Annotated in this window: 13 protein-coding genes; 5 read left to right on the forward strand and 8 right to left on the reverse strand. The window is 71.3% G+C overall.

From position 1 onward, the window contains the following. The first annotated feature begins 156 nt into the window (after positions 1-156). Together pepN and ACN20J_RS18105 are read left to right on the forward strand one after the other, a co-directional pair. Positions 157-2733, forward strand: a complete 2577-nt coding sequence (gene pepN / locus ACN20J_RS18100; protein ID WP_419666311.1) for an aminopeptidase N — start codon at positions 157-159, stop codon at positions 2731-2733. A gap of 362 nt (positions 2734-3095) precedes the next feature. Next, a complete protein-coding gene (locus ACN20J_RS18105; protein ID WP_189837824.1) occupies positions 3096-4142 on the forward strand; it encodes a hypothetical protein in 1047 nt (348 codons plus the stop codon). 70 nt (positions 4143-4212) lie between these two features. On the opposite strand, the gene ACN20J_RS18110 is transcribed toward ACN20J_RS18105, so the two are convergent. The 4 genes from ACN20J_RS18110 to ACN20J_RS18125 all read right to left on the reverse strand — a co-directional run bounded on the left by ACN20J_RS18110 (position 4213) and on the right by ACN20J_RS18125 (position 8005). After that, positions 4213-4857 (reverse strand): CatB-related O-acetyltransferase, encoded by a 645-nt coding sequence (locus ACN20J_RS18110; RefSeq protein WP_190227905.1) that lies wholly within the window; start codon positions 4855-4857, stop codon positions 4213-4215. A gap of 140 nt (positions 4858-4997) precedes the next feature. Next, positions 4998-6413 (reverse strand): esterase/lipase family protein, encoded by a 1416-nt coding sequence (locus ACN20J_RS18115; protein ID WP_419666312.1) that lies wholly within the window; start codon positions 6411-6413, stop codon positions 4998-5000. Positions 6414-6539: 126 nt separating this feature from the next. Further along, on the reverse strand, positions 6540-7694 hold the full coding sequence (locus ACN20J_RS18120) for a serine hydrolase domain-containing protein (protein WP_419666313.1): 1155 nt from the start codon (positions 7692-7694) through the stop codon (positions 6540-6542). A gap of 122 nt (positions 7695-7816) precedes the next feature. Further along, positions 7817-8005 (reverse strand): hypothetical protein, encoded by a 189-nt coding sequence (locus ACN20J_RS18125; protein WP_055611668.1) that lies wholly within the window; start codon positions 8003-8005, stop codon positions 7817-7819. A gap of 285 nt (positions 8006-8290) precedes the next feature. On the opposite strand from ACN20J_RS18125, the gene ACN20J_RS18130 reads away from it, so the two are divergent. Together ACN20J_RS18130 and ACN20J_RS18135 are read left to right on the forward strand one after the other, a co-directional pair. After that, entirely contained in the window at positions 8291-9460 is a 1170-nt protein-coding gene (locus tag ACN20J_RS18130) for a histidine kinase (protein WP_419666314.1), read from the forward strand. After that, on the forward strand, positions 9448-10092 hold the full coding sequence (locus ACN20J_RS18135) for a response regulator (RefSeq protein WP_055611666.1): 645 nt from the start codon (positions 9448-9450) through the stop codon (positions 10090-10092). Before ACN20J_RS18130 ends, ACN20J_RS18135 begins: the two co-directional genes overlap by 13 nt. A gap of 85 nt (positions 10093-10177) precedes the next feature. Here the strand turns inward: ACN20J_RS18135 and ACN20J_RS18140 are convergent, their stop codons facing one another. From ACN20J_RS18140 to ACN20J_RS18155, 4 genes are all read right to left on the reverse strand, one after another. Then, complete coding sequence (locus ACN20J_RS18140; protein ID WP_419666315.1) at positions 10178-11938, reverse strand: TIGR03767 family metallophosphoesterase; 1761 nt, start codon at positions 11936-11938, stop codon at positions 10178-10180. 361 nt (positions 11939-12299) lie between these two features. Next, positions 12300-12761 carry an NUDIX hydrolase gene (locus ACN20J_RS18145; protein WP_419666316.1) on the reverse strand — a complete coding sequence of 154 codons (462 nt, stop codon included), beginning with the start codon at positions 12759-12761 and terminating at the stop codon, positions 12300-12302. Between the two features lie 12 nt (positions 12762-12773). Then, a complete protein-coding gene (locus ACN20J_RS18150; RefSeq protein ID WP_419666317.1) occupies positions 12774-13652 on the reverse strand; it encodes a pyridoxamine 5'-phosphate oxidase family protein in 879 nt (292 codons plus the stop codon). A gap of 78 nt (positions 13653-13730) precedes the next feature. Beyond that, entirely contained in the window at positions 13731-14186 is a 456-nt protein-coding gene (locus ACN20J_RS18155) for a VOC family protein (RefSeq protein WP_189837817.1), read from the reverse strand. A 150-nt stretch (positions 14187-14336) separates the two neighbouring features. On the opposite strand from ACN20J_RS18155, the gene ACN20J_RS18160 reads away from it, so the two are divergent. Next, positions 14337-14876, forward strand: coding sequence for a CGNR zinc finger domain-containing protein (locus tag ACN20J_RS18160; protein WP_190227897.1), 540 nt, complete (start codon positions 14337-14339; stop codon positions 14874-14876). Positions 14877-14891 lie beyond the last annotated feature (15 nt).

Consider the following 14891-nt stretch of genomic DNA (forward strand, 5'->3'; position numbering starts at 1 on the left):
GGGTCGTCAGTCGTGTCCCTCAGCCCCAACGCAACCGGTCACCTGTGCCATTCCCGGGTGTCCCGGGTCAGGGCCACATGGCAGGATCGGTGCTGTTCACGCGTACCCGGACGGGTACCCGACGCGTATCCATGACGCCACGAGGGAGTGCCGCCCGTGCCCGGTGAGAATCTGTCCCGCGACGAGGCCCGCGAGCGGGCCGCACTGCTGTCCGTCGAGGGGTACGAGGTGTCCCTGGACCTGCGCTCCGCGGTGGGCGGGACGGACGCCGGGCCGCGCACCTTCCGCTCGGTGACGACGATCCGCTTCCGCAGCGCCGAGCCGGGCGCCGCGACCTTCGCGGACCTGATCGCCCCGAGCGTCACGGCCGTCTCGCTGAACGGCAGGGACCTCGACCCGGGCGCGGTCTTCGACGGCACGCGCATCCTCCTGGAGGACCTCGCCGAGGACAACGAGCTCGTCGTCGACGCCCAGTGCGCCTACAGCCGCACCGGCGAGGGCATGCACCGCTTCGTCGACCCCGAGGACGGCGAGGTCTACCTCTACACGCAGTACGAGCCGGCCGACTCCCGCCGCGTCTTCGCGAACTTCGAGCAGCCGGACCTCAAGGCGCCCTTCCGGTTCGAGGTGCGGGCGCCCGAGGGCTGGGTCGTGTGGAGCAACGGCGTCGGTGAACTGGCCGACGGGGTCTGGAAGTTCGCCGAGACCAAGCCCATCTCGACGTACATCACGGCGTTCGTCGCGGGCCCCTACCACTATGTGACGGACTCCTACGAGCGTGTCTTCGAGGACGGTACGCGCCTGGAGATCCCGCTCGGCGCGATGTGCCGCAAGGGCCTGGCCCGGCACTTCGACTCCGACGACGTCTTCCTCGTCACCAAGCAGGGGCTCGACTTCTTCCACGACAACTTCGACTACCCGTACCCGTTCGGGAAGTACGACCAGGCGTTCGTGCCGGAGTACAACCTCGGCGCGATGGAGAACCCGGGGCTCGTCACCTTCCGCGAGGAGTTCATCTTCCGCGGCAGGGTGACTCAGGCGTCGTACGAGCGCCGGGCGAACGTGATCCTGCACGAGATGGCCCACATGTGGTTCGGCGACCTGGTGACCATGGTGTGGTGGGACGACCTGTGGCTGAAGGAGTCCTTCGCGGACTTCATGGGCACGTTCTCGATGGTCGAGGCGACCCGTTTCACGAACGGCTGGATCACCTTCGCCAACAACCGCAAGTCCTGGGCGTACCGCGCCGACCAGCTGCCGTCCACGCACCCGATCACGGCCGACATCCGTGACCTGGAGGACGCCAAGCTCAACTTCGACGGGATCACGTACGCCAAGGGGGCTTCCGTCCTCAAGCAGTTGGTGGCGTACGTCGGGCGGGACGCGTTCCTGGAAGGCGCCCGCCGCTACTTCAAGCGGCACGCGTACGGGAACACGCAGCTCGGTGATCTGCTGTCGGTCCTGGAGGAGACCAGTGGGCGCGACATGGCCACCTGGTCGCGGTCCTGGCTGCAGACGGCCGGGGTCAACTCCCTTACTCCGCAGGTGATTCTGAGCGCTGAGGGGCGCGTCACCGAGCTGGCCATCCTCCAGGAGGCCGCCGAGTCGCATCCCGAACTCCGGCCGCACCGGGTGGCCGTGGGCCTGTACCGGCGCTCGCCCGACGGGGCGGTGGAGCGGTACGCGCGCGCCGAGGTCGACGTCGAGGGTCCGCGCACGATCGCCGGGGAGCTGGTGGGCACGGAGGCTCCCGACCTGGTGCTCGTGAACGACGACGACCTGACGTACTGCAAGATCCGGTTCGACGAGGGCTCGCTGGCCGCCCTGCGGGACGGACTCGGCGACATCACCGACCCGCTGGCCCGCGCCCTGTGCTGGTCCGCGCTGTGGAACCTGACCCGCGACGCGCTCATGCCCGCCCGGGACTTCATCGACCTGGTCCTGCGCTTCGCGGGCCGCGAGACCGACATCGGCGTGCTGCAGATGCTGCACGCGTGGGCGAACTCCGCGCTCACCCACTACGCGGCGCCCGGGTGGCGCGGCGAGGGCGGGCGGCTGCTCGCCGAGGGTGCGCTGCGGGAGCTGCGGCTGACCGAGCCCGGCAGCCAGCACCAGCTGACGTGGGCGCGGTTCTTCGCGGCGGTCGCGTCCGGCGAGGCCGATCTCCAGTTGCTCCAGGGGCTGTTGGAGGGCACCGCGAAGATCGACGGGCTCGAGGTGGACCAGGAGCTGCGCTGGGCGTTCCTGGAACCGCTCGCCGCGCACGGGGTCGCGGACGAGGGTGCCATCGCCGCCGAGCTGGCGCGGGACGACACGGCTTCGGGCAAGCGGCATCAGGTGCGGTGCCTGGCGGCGCGGCCCTCCGCGGCGGTCAAGGCGCAGGCGTGGGCGTCCGTCGTCGAGTCGGACTCGCTGTCCAACGCGCTGGTCGAGGCGACGATCGCGGGCTTCGCCCAGTCGTCGCACCGGGAGCTGACCGCTCCGTACGCGTCGAAGTACTTCGAGGTGATCGAGCGGGTGTGGGGTGAGCGGTCCATTCAGATCGGGATGGATGTGGTGAAGGGGTTGTTCCCCTCGCTGCAGGATTCTCGGGGGACCTTGGAGGCCGCCGATGCGTGGCTTGCCGCCCATGGGGCGGCTGCGCCTGCGTTGAGGAGGTTGGTGTTGGAGGCTCGGGATGATCTGGCGCGGGTTCTGCGGGGGCAGGCTTGCGATGTGGGTACCGTCGATTGAGTGGGGCTCTTGGGGGTGCGGGTCGGTGTCTGGTGCGGGTAAGTCGGGGCTGGGTGCGCGGTTCCCCGCGCCCCTAAAAGCCAAAGACTGCGCCGTTCCCCGCGCCCCCAGAAAGCCAAGCGACTGCGCCGGTCCTCGCGCCCCCGAAGGCTGCGCCCCTAAAGGGGCTCGTCGCTCAGGCTGTTGACTTTCGTTCCGTCCATAACAGTTACGGAATGCGGGTAATCGGTGCCGTGACCCCCGTACGGACCAGGGGGTTTCGGCAGTCGAACGCTTGCACTTTAGGGCGAGCTTGTCCGGTTTTGTCGACGGGCGTGTAACAGCGGTTAGCAGGGGGATCAAGGGCGGGAAATCCTCGGGTCATGAACCACAACACCCCGCTCTCCCCCCGGCCCCTCCGCCACCTGTCCGACGTCCAGCTCCGTGTCCTGACCACCGCCCAGTTGCGCTCGCAGGGTGTGAGCCCCGCCGACATCAACGCGCAGTGCAGGCCGGGCGGCACCTGGCAGCAGCTTCTGCCGGGCGTGTACCTGCTCCGCCCGGGGCCGGCCACGAGCGAGGAGCGGCTGCACGCGGTTCTCCTGTACGCGGCCCGCTCCCCCGCCGCCGAACCGGCGGTCCCCGCCCAGCCCGGCGCGGGCGAGCCGCACGCCCCGCAGCGGTACACCGACGCGATGATCACCGGCCTGGCGGCGCTGGCCCTGCACCGCTTCTCCTCGGCGCCCCCGCTTCTCTCGCTGGACCGCATCGACGTCCTCGTCCCGCGGCTGCGCCGGCTGCGCTCGACGGGCTGCGTCCGTATCGTCCGTACGCCGGGCATGCCGGAGCCCGAGCAGATCACCGGTATCCCGGTGGCTCCCGTCCCGCGCGCCCTGGCCGACGCGGTCGCCGACCTCGCGGACGCGGGTGTCGTACGCCGGCTGCTCACCGAGGCCGTACGCGGCGGGCACTGCGAACCGGCCGCTGTGGTCAAGGAGTTGACGCAGGCGCGGCTGCTGAGCCGACCGCATGTCGTGGACGCCGTCGACTCGCTGCTCGCCGAGGGGCGCGCCATCGCGGAGGACCGCCTCTACCGCATGGTCCACGAGCACGGCCTGCCCGACCCGGTCTGGAACGTGGACCTCCGCCTGCCCGGCGGCCCGCACCTGGGCGGCCTCGACGCGTACTGGCCCGACCACGCCGTCGCCGTCGAACTCGACACGCGCGCCCCCCGTCAGGACGAGGACGCCATGTGGTCCGAGTACGCCCGCAAGCGCGAGCACCTGGAGCGGCTCGGCATCACGGTCGTCCACATCACCCCGAAGAAGCTGCGCGACTCGATGGATCAGCAGGCAACGGTCGTACGTACGGCCCTGATGGCTTCAGCGGACCGCGACCCGGCCGCGTATGTAGTGGTGCTGCCCCGGTAGTGACGGACCGGGACGGCGTCAGGAGGGGAGTGAAGGGGCGGGTCCCCCGGGAGACCGGGGGTCCGCCCCTTCACGCGCGGTCGGGGGCGGCGGCCTCCAGCTCGGCGATGTTGCCGGACATGATCGTCCGTACGTGGTCGGTGATGTGCTCCGCGGGCCAGTCCCACCAGGCCACCGCGAGGAGCCGGTCGATCTCGTCGTCGCTGAAGCGGGTGCGGATGAGCCGGGCCGGGTTGCCGCCGACGATGCCGTAGTCGGGCACGTCCGTGGTGACCACGGCTCCGGCGCCGATGATCGCGCCGTGTCCGATCCGCACCCCTGGCATCACCGTCGTGCCGTGGCCGAACCAGACGTCGTTGCCGACGACCGTGTCCCCCCTGTTCGGCAGGCCGGTGAGCAGGTCGAAGTGCTCGGCCCAGGATCCGCCCATGGTGGGGAACGGGAAGGTCGAGGGGCCGTCCATGCGGTGGTTGGCGCCGTTCATGATGAACCGCACCCCCGTGCCCAGCGCGCAGAACTTCCCGATGACCAGCTTCTCCGGCCCGTAGTGATAGAGGACGTTGCGCGTCTCGAACGCGGTCGGGTCGTCCGGGTCGTCGTAGTAGGAGTACTCCCCGACCTCGATCAGCGGGGATTTCACCAACGGCCTGAGCAGCACCACCCGCGGCTGCTCGGGCATCGGATGGAGCACCGTGGGGTCGGCGGGCACTGGCATGTCGGGCGGCTCCTCGGGCGTGGGGGGGCGCTGGCGGGCGGTGGCGCCCGCGCCTTCATGATCCCTCCGCGGGGCCCGCCGGGACATCCAATTACCGGTCGGCGGGCGCGAGGCGCCGGGGTGGCGCGGGCGGGCCGAGCTCAGTCCCCGGCGACCGCCAGGACCAGTTGGCTCACCGGGGAGAAGCCGCCGCACTTCGCCTCGACGCGGTACAGGCCCGGCCACGGAAGCCGTACGTCCGCGCGCAGGCGGCCGTCGCGGCGGGACAGGCGGGGGCGGTCGATCTCCAGGTTCTCGGAGACGTCGATCACCTGGAGGTCGACGGCGATCGGGTTGTCCACCAGGTCGACCTCGACCGGGCACGGTTCGCGAGCCGTCGCCACATCCGGTACGTACAGGCCCAGTTCCGTCGCGCCGAGGGGCGGGCCCAGCGGGCGTTCGGTCAGGACCGAGCCCGTGAACGCGACCGCCTCCTCGCTGCGGGCGAGGGCGCCATGGGTCTGGGGGAGGCAGAAGGGGCGCGGCCCTGCCGGAGTCGCCGCCTCCCGGCACACCGTTCCGTCGCCGCGGCGGTCGAGCCGAGTGTCGCCGTCCGGGACGTACTCGCGCAGTTCCGCCGTGCCGTCCGCGAGGGTCAGGCTCTGCGGGGTGCGCTGGCCGACGCCGACGACCGCGCGCAGTTGAGGGAGGGTGCCGGTGTCCGCACCGGTCAGCTCCTCCCGGCGGTCGAGCGACTGCTGGGCCAACTCCCGGTCTCCGCCGAGGGATTCGGCGTCGGCCGGTGTGAAGCGGCGGAAGGTGCCGCCGGGTTCCTCCACGCAACGGTGGTCCGGCAGCAGCTCGTACAGGCCGGGCAGGGTACTGGCGAGGGCGCGGAGCCGGCGGTGGGGCAGCGGCAGCGGGGTGCCGCGTCCCGGACCGAGCAGGCCCGCCGCCTGGACCGAGCCGTGGAAGGGGGTGCCCAGGGTGATCAGGGCGCGGACGTCACGGGCCCCGCCCAGCGCGGTCATGAAGAAGCGGGCGACCAGGCCGCCCATGGAGTGGGCCACGAGGGTGAGCCGGGCGTCCCGGCTGCCGTGCGGGTGGGCACGCCAGGCCCGCAGGTGGTCGTCCGCCGTCTCCGCCAGCCGGGCCGCCGCGTGCTCGGTCGACAGACGCCAGTCGTACGCGAACTCCCGTACGGCGTCGGGGTGGGCCGCCACGCGCCGGGTGCCCGCCAAAAGGTTGGTGTACGGCTCGAAGCCCCGCAGCACGGGCGCGAAGGCGGGGAAACGGAGCAGCCGGGTCGCGTGGACGCGGCCGGTCACGCCCGCGCGTTCCTCGTCCGTCACATGGAGGGCGGCGAGCGAGCCGCCGGACGCCCAGGCACTGCCGTACCGGCGGAGGTCCGGGCCGCCCCACAGGACACGGCCGGTCGCGGTCTCCACCAGCTCGCTGCCCATGATCCCGGGCAGGACGAGGACCGCGTCGCGATGGCCCGGTCCGGTCGGTACGGATGACGCCGGTCGCGCAGGGCGCGCAGGCCGCACCCACTGCGCGGATGACTTCGCTGCCACGCTTCCCCCGAGCTCTCAATCCACGTGCGCAGCAGGATAGTTCGCATCCTGCCGGATTGAGAGGTGCCGGGAACGGGTGAGCGGCCCCGTGCACGCTCACCCGGACCCGGCCCACCCTCCGGGCAGTTACTTGGCGCAGAACTCCGCCTCGATCACCGCGTCGCTGTCCCCCGACCAGTCGCCGTTGAAGTTGAAGGCGAGGGAGTGGCGGCCGTCCGCCGTCGTGACGGCCTCCGAGCTCGAGCCGTGGATGCCGCCGCCGTGGCCCCAGACGACGACACCGCAGCTCAGCTTGCGTTCCATGAGACCGAGGCCGTAGCCGGCGTTCGGGATCGCGTCGACCTTGATGGTGGTCTTCATCTCGGTGAGCTGCTTCTTCGGCAGCAGCCTGCCCCGCAGCAGCGCCGAGTAGAAGCGGTTGAGGTCGCCGGAGTCGGAGATCATCTCGCCCGCCGCGGAGGCGAGGGACGGGTTGAGTTCCGTGACGTCGTAGGTCGGGCCGGTCGCCGTCTCGGCGAGCTTGCCGTAGGCCCGGCTGCTGGGCCGGGGCATGTGCGGGTTGGTGCCGGGGACCGAAGTGGCGCGCAGGCCGAGCGGCTCGATGATGCGCTGCCTGACCTCGTCCCCGTACGCGTGGCCCGTGGCCTTCTCGATCGCCATCCCGGCCAGTACGTAGTTGGTGTTGGAGTAGTTCCAGGAGGTGCCCGGCTCGAAGTCCGGCTTGTGGGCGGTGGCGATCTTCACGAGCTGCGCGGGCGACAGCCTGTCGAAGCGGTGCTCGAAGAAGCCGTCCTTCAGGAAGTAGGTCCGGCCGAAGTCCTCGTCGTCGGTGTAGTTGAAGATGCCGCTGGTGTGGTTGAGGAGCTGGCGAAGGGTGATCCTGGAGCCGTCGTGGCCGTTGCCGCGGACCACGCCCGGCAGCCACTTCTCCACCTTGTCGTCGAGCGAGAGCCGTCCCTCCGCCTCCAGTTGGAGCAGGACCGTCGAGACGAACGTCTTGGTGATGCTGCCGACGCGGTATCGGTCGTGGGCGGAACGCGGCTGCTTCGTCTTGAGGTTGCCGACGCCCGAAGTGCCCTTCCAGGTCCCGTACTTGTCCTTGGCCTGCCCGGCCGCACCGGGGACGCCGTCCTGCACGGCGGCGTCCATCGCCTGCTGGGTCGCGGCGTGGTCTCTGAGCGGGGCCGGGGACGAGGCCATGGCCACCGGAGCCGTGAGCGAGGCCGCGACCAGTGCGGCCGCGCTCGTCAGTCCGAGGCGCAGCGTGCGGGATGCAGTCATGAGTCGTCGTGTCCCATCCGTCGTGTCCGTCGTGGTGAACCGACGGGAGGGACCCGGTGCCATGTCGTGCGGGTTGCCTGTGCCTGTGCTGGTTGGGCAGGTTTCGGCCCTTCTGGAGCAGCTCAGGCGGGCTGCCCCTGCCCGCGCCCCTTGAGGAGGCTCAGGCCCGCCCCGAGGGAGACCACGCCCATGCCGACGGCGGTCATCACGCCCTGCGAGCCGTCCACGACGAAGGGCGCGGCCACGGCGACGACGAGGTTGAACAGGAACAGGAACCACAGGACCGGCTTCGAGGAGAGCAGCGCCTTCATGGGGAGTTTCCTTCCGGGTGGGGGAGCCGAGAACTCCCGCGAGCGACCGAGTTCGACCGAGTTCGGCCGGGATCAACTGAGATCAACGATCCCGGGATCCGACCGCCGCCACGAGGGAGTGCCCTCCCGAACCGGAGGTGTAGCGGGCTACACCACGGGCGGGGCCCGGCAGGGAAGGGCCGCAGGTCAGCAGCGAGGTGGCCGCAGGTCAAGGGAGGGTTTCCGCTGATCAAAGGAAGGTGGTCAGGCGTCCGCACGTGCGCCCGTTCGCCTACTCTGATCGCCATGCGGAAGACAGTCCGGGAGGCAGCGCGGGCCACACGTCAGCTCGCGCCCGCCGCCGTGCTGTCCTTCGGCTCGTACCTCTTCGTCACGGTCCTGCTCATCGGGGCCATCGGCGCGGTCAGCGTGGTCGCCATCGGGCTGCTGCCCGAGACGGTGCTGCTGGTGCGCCGGATCGCCGGGGCCAAGCGGCGCATGGTGACCGCGTGGACGGGCCAGGAGATCCCCGAGGCCTACCGGCCCGTCGAGGGCACGGTGCGCGAGCGGGTGCGTATGGTCGTCCGTGATCCGGGCACCTTCACCGATCTGCGCTGGATGGTCGCCTACTACGCCTACGGCTGCCTGCCCTATCTGGCGATCCCGCTGTGGCCGCTGGGCCTGCTCGTCGACGGGGTGTGGTGCGGGCTGCTGCGCCGCGAGGCCGTCGTGCTGCCGTTGATCGGCCGGCTCGCGGACCTCGACGCCAAGTGGTCGACCGCCCTGCTCAAGCCCTCCCCCAAGGCGGAGCTCGCCGTGCGGGTCGAGGAGCTGACCGAGACCCGGGCCGGCGCGATCGCCGCGCACGGCGCCGAGCTGCGGCGCATCGAGCGGGACCTGCACGACGGCACACAGGCCCGGCTGGTCTCCCTGTCGATGCGGATCGGGCTGGCCAAGCGGGCGTACGACCGTGATCCCGAGGCCGCGCGCAGGCTCCTCGACGACGCCCAGGACCAGGCCGAGGAGGCCCTGACCGAACTGCGGCACGTCGTACGGGGCATCCACCCGCCGATCCTCACCGACCGCGGGCTGGCCGGCGCGGTCCGGGCGCTCGCCGCGAGCAGCGGCCTGGACGTGGCCGTGACCGTGGACGGCCTGGAGGACGCCGACAGCGAGCGGGAGGGGGCGCGGGCCCCGGCGGCGGTCGAGGCCGCCGCCTACTTCGTCGTCGCCGAGTCGCTGACGAACGCCGCCAAGCACAGCGGTGCGGAGCGGGCCGAGGTCGGCCTCGTCCGTACCGGCAAGGGGTTGCGGGTGACCGTACGCGACGAGGGCCGGGGCGGTGCCGACGAGGCCGGCGGCTCCGGGCTGCTCGGTATGCAGCGGCGCGTCGCCGCGCTCGACGGGACCCTGCGGCTGACCAGCCCCGTCGGGGGCCCGACCGTGATCGAAGTGGAGCTGCCGTGCGTGTGGTGATCGCCGAGGACAACGCCCTGTTGCGGGAGGGGCTGGTCCTGCTGCTCACCTCCTCCGGGCACGAGGTGGTGGCCGTCGCGGGCAGCGGGCCCGAGGTGCTGCCCGCGCTGCTGGAACACCGCCCCGATGTGGCCGTGCTCGACGTCCGGATGCCGCCCGGCTTCCGCGACGAGGGACTGCGCGCGGCGCTCGCGGCCCGCAAGGAGATCCCCGGGCTGCCGGTGCTCGTGCTCTCGCAGTACGTCGAGGAGTCGTACGCCGCGGAGTTGCTCGGCGGTGGGGCGAGCGGGGTCGGTTATCTGCTCAAGGACCGGGTGGGGCGGGTCGACGAGTTCCTGGACGCGCTGGAGCGGGTTGCCTCCGGCGGTACTGCCTTGGACCCCGAGGTGGTGTCGGAGCTGCTTGTGCGGCGGCGGGATTCGCCGCTTGATTCGCTCACTCCTCGTGAGCGGGAAGTTCTTCAGCTGATGGCTGAAGGGCATGGGAATTCGGCTATCGCCGAGGCGCTTGTGGTGACCGAGCGGTCTGTCAGCAAGCACATTGGGAATGTGTTTTTGAAGTTGGGGTTGCCGCCGAGTGACAGTGGGCATCGGCGAGTGCTTGCGGTGTTGGCTTACCTGAACAACTCGTAAGTGGCTTGCGGGAGGTTGTTCGTAGAGGTGCGGGTCGGTAGCGGCTAGGTGCGCAGTTCCCCGCGCCCCTGAAAAGATGAAGCCCTCAGCCCTTCCTGAGCACCAGCTCCGTGTTGCGGTCTCCTGCCTCTCCGCTCAGGTCCGTTCGGGCGCCCGGGGCGTTGAAGGAGAGTTCTCGGTAGAGGGCGGCTAGGCCCGTCTGGGTGAGGTCGGCGAAGTCCGTGCCGTGCGGGGCGCCCGACTCGATGAGCGTGGTGAACAGGGAGACCGTGCCGTCGTGGTTGTCGACGATCTCGATCACCCGGGCGAGCTGCGGGAAGTCGATGTGGGAGGCGGTGGAGACCTCCCAGAAGGAGCGGCCGTCCGGGGCGGAGTGCGGGGTGATCTTGTTCTTGTGGCTGTGGCCGTTCACCCAGGCCAGCACCGGGCGGTACTTGCCGAGGAGGGCGAGCACCTCGTCGCCGCCGTGCCGCCGCTCGCCCGGGTGGGCCGGGTCCTTGTTCAGGTTGCGCATCGACTTGCTGGTGTGGTGGCTGAACACGATGACGTGTTCCTTGTTCTTCTCGGCCGCCTTCAATGTCCGCTCCAGCCAGCGCAGTTGGGCGGTGCCGAGCGAGCCCTCGTAGTGGCCGCCCGGGTCGGTGCTGTCGAGGCTGACACCGATCAGGCCGTCGGCGATGCGGAAGGTGTAGTACTGCGTCTTCGCGGCGAGGTTGGCCTGCGAGTAGCCGTGCCCGACGGGGCCCGCGCCGGTGTGCGCGGGGTCGAGGTGTGCCTGGAGGTACTCGGCGGGGGTGAAGGGGGCACGCCCCTCGTCCGGGGTGACCGAACGCATCTTCTTCGCCTGGGACTTGAGCATCGCCTTGAAGGCCGCGCCCTTGGGGTCGCCGCCCTTCCTGACGTTGTTCCAGATGGCGACGCCCTCCGACTCGTCGAGGGTCATCAGCTTCTTCCCGCCGACCGCGAAGTCGGCGAAGAAGGAGTCGCCGGGCGCGTAGCAGCCGCCGGGCAGGGAGTCGTGGTTGCCGACCGTGGAGTACCAGGGCAGGTTGAGGCCGGGGCTGCGCAGTTCGCGGATCGCGGCGGCGAGGAAGCCGTCGATGCGCGGGAAGCCGAGCTGCTTGTCGGCGTCGCGCAGGGCCGCGTCGGGCTGCCAGTACAGCTTGAGGTCGCTGTTCTGGACGCCCTCGTAGCGGTTCGGGTCACCGGAGTTGGGGGTGATCCGGCCGCCGCTCATCACCTTGAGGAACCAGTCCAGTTCCGTCTTGGCGTTGTTGTCGGTGTTGTCGCCGGTGGTCATCACGAAGTGCAGCGGCGAACCGGTGACGGGGGCGCCGCGCAGCGCGTTGACCCGCTCGACGAGCGAGACCGCGCCGGGCACGGACAGGGCCTCCTGGGGGCGCCAGGCGCTGGCGGTCTGGGAGCGCAGGTACTCGTACCGCAGCGGGTGCTGTACGTCGACCAGGTGCAGGTCGGTGAACTGCACGAACGCGGCGAGCGCGGTGCGCCGTTCGCCCCGGCCGGCCTTGGGCGCGGCCAGGTCACCGCGGACGACGCGCGACCAGGCGGGCCCGTCGCCGAGCCGCCGGTAGCCGGAGCCGCCGCGCGGGACCGCGACCGTCGAGAGGGTGGTGCCGCGGGTGTACGGAGCCAGCGGCGCGGCCGGTGCGGGGCGGGAGACCGCGAGGGGCTGCCCCTGGGTCGAGGCGGTGTGCGCGGCGGCCTCGCCCGTACCGGGCCGCAGTGCGAGGCCGATGCCCGCGGAGAGGGACACCGCCCCGGTTGCGGCCAGGAAGGCGCGGCGGTCACGAACAGTGGCGGTGGCGACAGAGCGTATGCGCGACATGGCGCGATCTCCCCGGGTCCGAACGCGTCAGCAGTGGTCGCGGACGGTTCGCCGACGCGAACTGCCCGCTCATACTGGATCGTTGGCACCGGGGGTGACCTGCGCGTTAACTGGACAGCAACGGGCAGCGCCGATCACCGTACGTGGATCTTGGTTACCCTCCGCGTCCACCGAGCCCTCTTCGAACCGAGAGGAGGCGGTCACTCCATGTTCACCTGGCTGGGTACGGAACCCAAACGCTCCGCTGAAGGTGCGGTCATAAACCTGCGGGTCCGCTTCGGCTGGCCGCGCAGTTCCCCGCGCCCCTTACGGGGCTCGGTACAGCAGCACCTCCCCGAGACGGCCTAGTCCCCGGGGGCGTTCAGCGCTCAGGGATCCCCGTCACGCGTCCGGCCGCCGGCCGTTCCCGCCACAGGGTGAGGCCGACGTCGACCAGGCCGACCCGGTCCAGGGCGGGCACCTCGTCGAGGGGGTGCCAGGCCGCCAGGTCGGTGGAGCCGTCGGTCTCGTGGCGGAGTTCGCCGCCGGTGACGCCGACCTCGTAGACGATCCGCAGGCCCTGGAAGTCGGCGGCGGGGCCGAGGCGGCGTGCGTAGGTGCGCCGGACGGAGTCGACGCCGAGCAGCGCGAGGGGCTGGACCGTGTATCCGGTCTCCTCCTCGGCCTCCCGGATCACGGTGTCGTACGGGTCCTCGCCGTGGTCCATGCCGCCGCCGGGCAGCGTCCAGGGCCTGGTGCCGTTCTTCTCCACCAGGCGCGCGAGGAGTATCCGATCGTCCCGCACGCATACGGCGTAGGCCGCCACCCTCAACTCCTTGTGCATGCGCAGACGTTATTACGGCAGTGGTGGGTTCGCCGGTGAGTATTCGGGCGGCGACCAGCGCAGCGGGCTCGCCGCGGGCGTGTCCACGACCGCCTCGACGGTGAAGCGGACGCTGCGGGTGCCGTCGGGGGCGAAGTCGGTGCGGGCCGTGCCGGAGAGCTGGAGGGCGGCGCCCGTCTCCCAGTCGAGGAAGAGGAGTCCGGCGCGCGGGTCGGCTGCGAGGTTGCCGAGGGTGAGGAACATCGAGTTGCCGGGGTAGTCGCGCCAGCTCAGCTCGGTCGGCGAAGTGACGTGCACGAAGCCGGGGTTGCCGCCGCGGTGGCTGGCGTCGGCGCCGCCGTCGTGCACGGAGGCGAGGAAGAAGGTGTCGGCGGCGCGGACGAACTCCCGCTGGGCCGCGTCCAGTTCGCTGCCGCGCAGCGGCTCGCCCGGGGTGCGCGCGACCGTCTCGTACGACTCCCGTTTCTGGAGGTACTTGGGGCAGTTGGAGAAGACCTGGTCGGCCTCGACCGCCAGGCCGCGGGGCGTGGGCCGGGAGCGGCCGTTGAGCCGCATGCGGCGGCGGGTGCGCGGGTCGAGCGCGATGGTGCCGACCGGGGTCCCGGCGACGGCGAGCGCCGAGGTGAGCGGGTCGCCCGCGCGCGGGCCATGCGCGAGCGAGATCTGCCGCGGTCCGGTGGCCCGTACGAATCCGGGCTCGCCGGTGACCGGGGAGGCCCACACCCGGCCGGTGTCGGGGTCGGCGGCGCCGAGCACGAGCATCGGCTGGAGTTCCAGGAAGGCGGCGGCCACCGGTCGCAGCCCCTCCCCGATGGACCGTCCGACATGGTCGGCCATGTCACGCACGCCGACCCGGTCCTGCACGGCACGCGAGCCGGAGTGGTAGGTCATGGTGTCCTCCTCGACGACGATGCGGCGGTCACGACTGGGGCGCGGTTGAGTCCGGGCCCGGCAGGATTCAGCTCCGGGCTAGAAGAAACCGCAGGTCGGAGCCTCGCCCGACGGAGCCGGTGCCCCCTCCACGCCGTGGGCCGTGGAGATCTCCAGGCGGGTGCCGTCCGGGTCGTGGAAGAAGATGCCCCCGGACGCGGCGCCCTCGCGATGGGCCACGACGCCCTCGTGGGCGAACTCCACGCCCTGGGCGCGCAGTGCCGTCTCGTACGCCCTGACCTGCTCGACCGTGTCGACCTCCAGGGCCAGGTGGTGCAGCCCCGCGCCGGTCGCCGCGTAGCCGTGGTCGGCCTGCTGCCACAGCGTGAGTACGGGGCGGCCGTCCTCGCCGAGGAACGCGTACCGCCGGTCCTCCTCCTTGCCCTCGGCGATCACCGTGAAGCCGAGGACGTCCCGGTAGAAGGCGAGCGAGCGGTCGAGGTCCGTGACGTTCAGGCCGGTGTGGCCGATGCGCAGTGCGGTGGTCGTCGACATGGCACTCCCTTTGCGTCGAGCCCGGCGTGGGCTAACCGTTGTCTATGACTTTAAGAGTTAGAATAGGCGAACGTCAACCGGTCACATACTCTTGACCGGTTAGCAGGGGCCGGTCGACGCGCACCGGCCGGGGAAGCAGGGAGCCGCCAGATGTCCGTCGCCGCCCGGGACCCACGTCCACTCACCGGCGAGCCGCTCTCGCTGGACCTGCTCAACACGCGGTGGATGCACGAGGGCGTGGCCCAGGACCTGCTGACGGACACCGACGGGCTCGCGGTGTGGCTGGCCGCCAACGCGCTGGACTTCACGGCCGACGAGGCGACCCTGCGCCATGCGCTGACGGCACGGGACGCCCTTCGGGCCGCCGTGGACGGATCCCTGGCGGAGGGCGCGGGCCGTGTCGACGCGGTGCTCGCGCACGGGCGGATCAGGGCGACCCTGACCGCGGAGGGGCCGGGCGAGGCCGCCGAGTTCCGCGATCCGTCCTGGGGACCGGCCTGGCTCGCGGCCCGTGACTACCTGGAACTGCTGGACACGGCCCCCGACCGCGTCCGGCGCTGCGCCCACGAGGCATGTGTCCTGCACTTCTTCGACACCTCGCGGAACGGCACCCGCCGCTGGTGCTCGATGGCCGCCTGCGGCAACCGCGCGAAGGCGTCCCGCCACTACGCGCGCACGCGAGAGGGCTGAGCCCTCCGGGAATGT

The sequence above is a fragment of the Streptomyces sp. 2-1 genome (genome assembly GCF_048564895.1).
Classification (GTDB): Bacteria; Actinomycetota; Actinomycetes; order Streptomycetales; family Streptomycetaceae; genus Streptomyces; species Streptomyces phaeochromogenes.

Coding starts and splice junctions, on each gene's coding strand:
- ACN20J_RS18155 (WP_189837817.1), bottom strand. CDS start 14,186: ATGTCGACGACCACCGCACTGCGCATCGGCCACACCGGCCTGAACGTC.
- ACN20J_RS18150 (WP_419666317.1), bottom strand. CDS start 13,652: ATGACCTACCACTCCGGCTCGCGTGCCGTGCAGGACCGGGTCGGCGTG.
- ACN20J_RS18120 (WP_419666313.1), bottom strand. CDS start 7,694: ATGACTGCATCCCGCACGCTGCGCCTCGGACTGACGAGCGCGGCCGCA.
- ACN20J_RS18145 (WP_419666316.1), bottom strand. CDS start 12,761: ATGCACAAGGAGTTGAGGGTGGCGGCCTACGCCGTATGCGTGCGGGAC.
- ACN20J_RS18110 (WP_190227905.1), bottom strand. CDS start 4,857: ATGCCAGTGCCCGCCGACCCCACGGTGCTCCATCCGATGCCCGAGCAG.
- ACN20J_RS18125 (WP_055611668.1), bottom strand. CDS start 8,005: ATGAAGGCGCTGCTCTCCTCGAAGCCGGTCCTGTGGTTCCTGTTCCTG.
- ACN20J_RS18160 (WP_190227897.1), top strand. CDS start 14,337: ATGTCCGTCGCCGCCCGGGACCCACGTCCACTCACCGGCGAGCCGCTC.
- ACN20J_RS18105 (WP_189837824.1), top strand. CDS start 3,096: ATGAACCACAACACCCCGCTCTCCCCCCGGCCCCTCCGCCACCTGTCC.
- ACN20J_RS18130 (WP_419666314.1), top strand. CDS start 8,291: ATGCGGAAGACAGTCCGGGAGGCAGCGCGGGCCACACGTCAGCTCGCG.
- ACN20J_RS18140 (WP_419666315.1), bottom strand. CDS start 11,938: ATGTCGCGCATACGCTCTGTCGCCACCGCCACTGTTCGTGACCGCCGC.